The 5,871-nt window shown below is 55.8% G+C and carries 5 protein-coding genes; 3 read left to right on the forward strand and 2 right to left on the reverse strand.

What is annotated here, in order from left to right; translation table 11 throughout:
- Together AB4Y86_RS10140 and AB4Y86_RS10145 are read right to left on the reverse strand one after the other, a co-directional pair.
- Positions 1-812, reverse strand: an 812-nt coding sequence (locus AB4Y86_RS10140; protein WP_441402112.1) for a hypothetical protein, incomplete at its 3' end; no start/stop codon positions are given.
- An 83-nt stretch (positions 813-895) separates the two neighbouring features.
- The gene (locus AB4Y86_RS10145; RefSeq protein ID WP_441402113.1) at positions 896-1,561 is read right to left on the reverse strand and encodes a hypothetical protein; all 666 of its coding nucleotides are present in this window, start codon (positions 1,559-1,561) and stop codon (positions 896-898) included.
- 117 nt (positions 1,562-1,678) lie between these two features.
- On the opposite strand from AB4Y86_RS10145, the gene AB4Y86_RS10150 reads away from it, so the two are divergent.
- The 3 genes from AB4Y86_RS10150 (at position 1,679) to AB4Y86_RS10160 (ending at position 5,772) form a co-directional block, all read left to right on the forward strand.
- Complete coding sequence (locus AB4Y86_RS10150) at positions 1,679-3,091, forward strand: hypothetical protein (RefSeq protein ID WP_441402114.1); 1,413 nt, start codon at positions 1,679-1,681, stop codon at positions 3,089-3,091.
- Positions 3,092-3,094: 3 nt separating this feature from the next.
- Positions 3,095-4,876, forward strand: coding sequence for a DEAD/DEAH box helicase (locus AB4Y86_RS10155; RefSeq protein WP_441402115.1), 1,782 nt, complete (start codon positions 3,095-3,097; stop codon positions 4,874-4,876).
- A gap of 353 nt (positions 4,877-5,229) precedes the next feature.
- Complete coding sequence (locus tag AB4Y86_RS10160; protein WP_441402116.1) at positions 5,230-5,772, forward strand: DUF3883 domain-containing protein; 543 nt, start codon at positions 5,230-5,232, stop codon at positions 5,770-5,772.
- Positions 5,773-5,871 lie beyond the last annotated feature (99 nt).

Here is a 5,871-nt window from a genome sequence, read left to right on the forward strand (position 1 = left end):
GTGTAGTCGCTTGCCGTGAGCTGCGCCGTCGCTTTAATGCTGCCCTTAAGTCTGTAGAAGCTCGGTCGATTTCGTAGTCCATAAACTCGATACAAGCGAAATCCTACCGTCGCATCTAATGACAGGTCGACTTCATCTGACGACACCATGAACGGAAATTCGGCAATAGAGTTTGTGGCTTTTACCACTATTTTCCTGAGGGCGCCGGAAATGGAACGGGACAAAACCAGTCCTGTTCCGATTCTGTCGTCATAGTCCCTTACCTCCACGGCTGCAGCCAGATCGCTACGTTCAAAAGCAGCTAGCGATCTCTGCTCGTGCAGGGCAACGACCTTTAGCGCCATGACGTGAATGGCGCCGGACTGCGCCTCGGCGGCTAGAAGATCATTTGGGATCACCTGTCTTCGCAGCCTTGCGCTCTTCCAAGGAGCGGTTACCGAGGGGATATCGGCTGGTTTCAAAGGGGGAACATCCGGATTTATTCCAATGGATGTCATCGACTGCATCGCTCGATCGCCAAAATTCTCAATGCCGGCAATTCCCTCCAAAACGGCCGCTTCTAGGGAAATCTGAATATTTGGGAGCGGTTTGTATCCGTAAATCGGTGGTATCCCATATGCGAGTAGAATCGCACTAATATTCCTATGTTTCATTTCAATCGACGAGTCTGTGCGTTTGCTCAGCATCGGGGACAGCGCGCGTCGTTCTGACGACTTGTTGTATGAAGTGCCGTCCCACTCACATAGCAACATGCGCATATAGCTGTTGACTATCGCGGTGTTTTCGGGGGAGCTCCATGCTGAGCCTTGCATCTAGGTAGTCTCACTCTCACGAGTTTTGTTCTTGGCGATTCAGGGCCAGTTCATACTTTGTGCCGTGAAAAATGACAGACGAGTTAGCTAGACGAAGCGACCCCATYGACCACCTGCTTGCGTTGTTCTGGTGGCAACCGAAGGAAATGCAACCACACTTGGTCCAGCGGAGTCTGGATGCGTCTGTCGTTGGCGAGCCACAGGCGGAAGCTTTCCCTTTCCCTCGGGGTAAGGTCTTCCAGCTCGCTTAACACGTCCTCCGCGGAATACGGTGCCGAGGCCCCCCGGCAACGGGCACACACAGTGCAAAGAGCACCGCCTTGCCTGGGCTCCCTGCCGCGAGCCACTGTCAAGACGGCGGTTCGTGCAGGATCATCCATATAGGCCTCGCCGGCGGAAATGCCGCAGAAGACGCAGGCGAAGTTGTCTCGAAGCATTACTGCTCGGCGCTCGGCCTCTGTGACCATCGAAATCGCTGTTGACCTGTACGTCTTTTCCCAGACCCGACCACCGACTGATACCAGCCGCAGCTCGTCTGGATCCAAAGAAACATCCTGCGAATTTGTGTGAATCACCCACCCCTCAGGACGTAGATCGCGCATCCTGCGGTCAACTTGTTCAACGTTGGGAAAGGCTTCCCGCAACTGGGCTTTGGTGAAAACGCCCCCGGGTCCGATCTCTTCGTGCAGCCATAGTGCAACACGGCTCTTGGTTCCGCCGTCGAAAGTCTTCCAATTAGGCAAGGTCATGCAGTGAATCTTCCGACACGAGCGGACCCACATGCAAAATCTTGTTCTTCCGCTCCTAAACCTATTGGCCCAGTACGATCAATCAATCAAGTCAAAAAATTTTGGAATGGGGAAGCTGTGACGACAAGGCCGGGCGATGCGGCGAGCATCGAATCTTTGGTGGAGGACCGGTTGAACGCGGTCCTTGGGGAGCGCGGCTCCAGGGAGACCGTAACAGTCGAATGGCGTGACGCCGTGGTTCATCTGCCGGTGATCTCTATGCCAGTGGACGCGCTCTACTACAATCCCGCAACCCACCGGATACGGGCACAGCGTTCAATGGATCCCGACCTGGACGTCATCCTCGACAACGATCCCTACGGAGACGCGGCGCAAGGCTATCTCCACCAGCTTCTAAAGGGCGATCCCTCCGACCCACGCACGACGGATCCCGCATTTGAGCTCCTCAAAGCTGATTTGGAGGAGCACGGACAGTCGGAACCGGGGATAGTAACGCGATGGGGCGAACTCATCAATGGCAACACTCGTCGGGCTGCCCTTTCGGAACTTCAAGTAAAGAACATCCGTGTCGGCGTTTTGCCAAGCGATGCTGGAGCTGAAGACATACGGTCCGTCGAGCTGGCTCTGCAACTTCGACGAGACCATAAGCGTGACTATTCGTTCATGAATGAGCTTCTGGCCATAGATGAGCGTATTCGGGCGGGACGTCCGGCCACCGAGATCATGTATGAATTCCGTATTCGTCAGCAGAAGTTTGACCGATCCCGCTGGATCCTCGGTCTCGTTCGAGAAGCAATCGACAGGAGTCGTGTCTGCGATGAGAACGGCGCAGACCTATCCCTTAAACTTGTCGACTTTGAGACTCACCAAGGAAAGCTTGAAGAGCTTTACCGCGCATATTCGTCGCTAAAGCTGAAAGACCCCGACAAAGCTGATGCTCTCCGGGAGCAGCGGCTGCTGGCGCTCATCCTTAACAAATCCAAGACGGATCTTCGATATGTGGACTCTGAATTCGCTGATACCTATGCGGCGGCTCTGCTGGCGGGAACGCATGGAATAGACAGCACAGTAACTATTCCGGGCCTCGGAGTGACAGTGCCCGGTGCCAGCGCCAAGGTGGACCGATTGCGTTCAGTTACGACGAAAGTGCTCCAGGCTCGCGTCGTGGAAGCAGCTGGACCCGCCGCGGGCGGGGGTGTGCACCGCAATGCGCTCGACCTGTTGGAAAGAACTCGCGAGGTCGTCGAGGCCGGTCTTAGGAAGGCGGGCAAGGACGGTCGTGTCCTCAAGAAAAAATTGGAGCCCGTAGACCGGCTCGCTGAGGCCAACGAAGCACTGGAAATGGCAACGGCTGCTGTTGCCGATGCAAGGGCTACAGGGAATTACGATCCTTCATCACTCGACGAGGCATTGGGATCTATTCGTGGGTCGCTCGTTTCTCTGGCCAGAATCATCCTGCGCGGGCAAGACGAGGAGTATCCGGCGACGGAATGGCTAACTTCGTTGGTGCAATCTCCAGAGGTTCAGTAACCAATGCTGAAACTTCAGCTAGCGCTCGATCCCGGGCGCGTCCAGTTGGCTTGTGACGATGAGCAGATTGAGGAACTCCGAAAGATAGCCACTAGACTTGTTACGGCGACCTATGTACGGCCACGGGTAATAGAAGTCGACCTAGACGACCTGCTGGTGAATGTCGCAGAAATCGCAAACTGGCCGCGGGATGACGAGGTGCTCTGGTCAGATGAGCTAGGCAGTATCATCCGAGACAACTTCTCGGACGCGGAGGCTATGCGCTCCCGTCTCACCACCGATGAAATCGACGGCGAATCGCAGATGCTGTCTGGCGGCTGGCTAGACGAACTCAGGTCGTTTCAAAAGCGCGACGTGTCTAAGCTGCTTAGCCTGAAGCATGGAGCAAACTTTAGCGTTCCTGGCGCCGGCAAGACTAGGGCGACATTGGCATTGCTGATGAACCGTATGGCCCAGGGCTCTGCCGACAGGCTATTAGTTATCAGCCCCAAATCGGCATTCGAGGCCTGGTCAGACGAAGTGAGAGTGACCCTGGGCCAGGGCGACTTCACCCCGATAATCGTGACGACAAACGAAGAGCTCTCGGGCCTTGTCGTCTTGGTCAATTATGAGCGATTGGCAATAATGATGCCTCATCTAATTCGATGGATGCGGTTAGGGAAAACGATGTTGGTATTGGATGAAGCGCATCGTATGAAGCTAGGCATGCGCGGTCAGTGGGGGAGTGCATGCATGCAGTTGGCACCCTTCGCATCCCATCGACTAATCCTTAGTGGTACGCCCGCACCCAATGGTTCAGCAGACTTGGAAAGCCTATTTTCTTTTGTCTGGCCCGGCCAGGGTACCCGGCACGTCCGGAGTGCAATCTCGACAGGCTCTCTAAAATCGGCTAGTGCTGCACTCCGCCCTCTGTTCACACGAACAACCAAGACTGAACTAGATTTGCCTCCAATGAAGCCGAAGGTCAGGCGGGTCGAGCTGCCGCCTCTTCACCGGGAGATTTACGACGCGCTTGTATGGCGGGAGTCGGTCAGACTCAGGCGTGACGGCCGCAACTTGGCGGATCTCGGCAAAGTAATCTTGTATCTTATAATGGCCGCGACTTCGCCGGCGCTCGTAGCTGTCGGAGCCAGTCGACATGAGCCCTTGGCTTATCGGGTACCTCCCCTTGAGCTGCCCCTTGACCGGGACGGACGGACCATGTTGGAGGACCTTCCCAACTTCGAACTGAGTCCTAAATATGTTGAAGTTGCCAAAATCGTGCAAAAGAATTGGCAAGAGGGGAGAAAGACCCTAGTGTGGTCCACATTTGTGAGGAATCTGACAACCCTCGAGCGCATACTTGAACCGTTCAACCCAGCGATGGTGCACGGCGGAACCGAAGATAGATCCGACCAGATTGAGAAATTTCGTACTGACCCCACCTGCGCAGTACTGCTATCGAATCCGGCGACACTTGGCGAGGGGATCAGTTTCCATCACACTTGTCATGATGCCGTCTATGTTGACCGCGATTTCTCTGCCGGTCGGTATTTGCAAAGTGTGGATAGAATCCACCGACTAGGCCTCGCTCCCCATACACGTACAAACGTGACAATACTGGTGGCCGCCAATACTATTGACGAGCTGGTCGAGGTCCGTCTGCAGCAGAAGCTCGACTTCATGGGCGGCATATTGGACGACGGCAACATTATGGTGCTCGGAGACCTGGACGAGGAAGTAAGCGAGAGCGCGGGGCTGGATGCCAGAGACGTCGAAGAACTGCTCAACCACCTAAAACCATGAGCATGCCCCGAACGGTGATAGTGGCCATCGGTAGATGGCTCGATTTACTGAGTAGAACGGGTTTTGTTCGGGCGAACGCAATTGTTCACAACGATGCGGCATATACCGACATCACGCCCACCCAGTACGCCACAGCTCTTGAATGGCTATGGACAGTTAACGATATCCGGGGCCTGGTTGAACTGGCGCAGCATTCAGGTTCACGAAGGGTCCCTCTGGATTTCTCCAGACGCATGGCTCTGCAGTCGCTGATCATTCAAGCGAGTCCGTCCTGGCTCTCCATGGTGGATCAGCTAGTGGCCACGCCGGACGATCTTCCTACGGACGTCGTCGAATGGGGTGCGAGCCTCGGTATGACAGACGAGGATTGTCTGGATAGCGTGCGAAATGTGTCAGGAAGAGTGAACTTACAGGCGAGAGCCGACTTCGGCGCGGCTGGGGAGTCTGCGTTGCTGGCCCTTTTGGAGACGGCATGGCCGGGGTCGGCAACACACATTTCGGCCATCTCGGACAGATGCGGATACGATATTTCCTTTCAAGAATCAGGAATCGAGTGGCACCTCGAAGTCAAGTCCGTAGCCGACGGCCCTCGCACCCGATTCTTCCTGTCCCGCAACGAATTCGAAGTTGCGCGAAGGGACCCGGCGTGGAGGCTGGTCATTGTGTCCATGGACCACGAGTGCTCAGTTCGATCTGTCTGCGTTGCAGACAAGGAGCAGCTGTGGCTGCGTTCGCCACGGGACGTCGCGACAAGCGCCACATGGGAGTCGTGCAAGTTTGTCCTAAGCCCTGAGGAGGCGAGCACCCCGTTTTGCCGAGCTCTCGGTATCGAACCTTCGAGATCCRCGGGTGTTGCCCTTCGCGGGAGTTCCAGGCTTCCCGTCGCAACAGCCTAAACTCAGCCCTGCTGGCCCGATGGCTGAAACAGCGACCTTCCCGGTGCCTTGCAGACGTCGCCGGACACTCAGCTCGCGATCCATGCCGTCCCTTCTTGT

The sequence above is a fragment of the Arthrobacter sp. 2YAF22_2 genome, assembly GCF_052114645.1.
Lineage (GTDB): Bacteria > Actinomycetota > Actinomycetes > Actinomycetales > Micrococcaceae > Arthrobacter.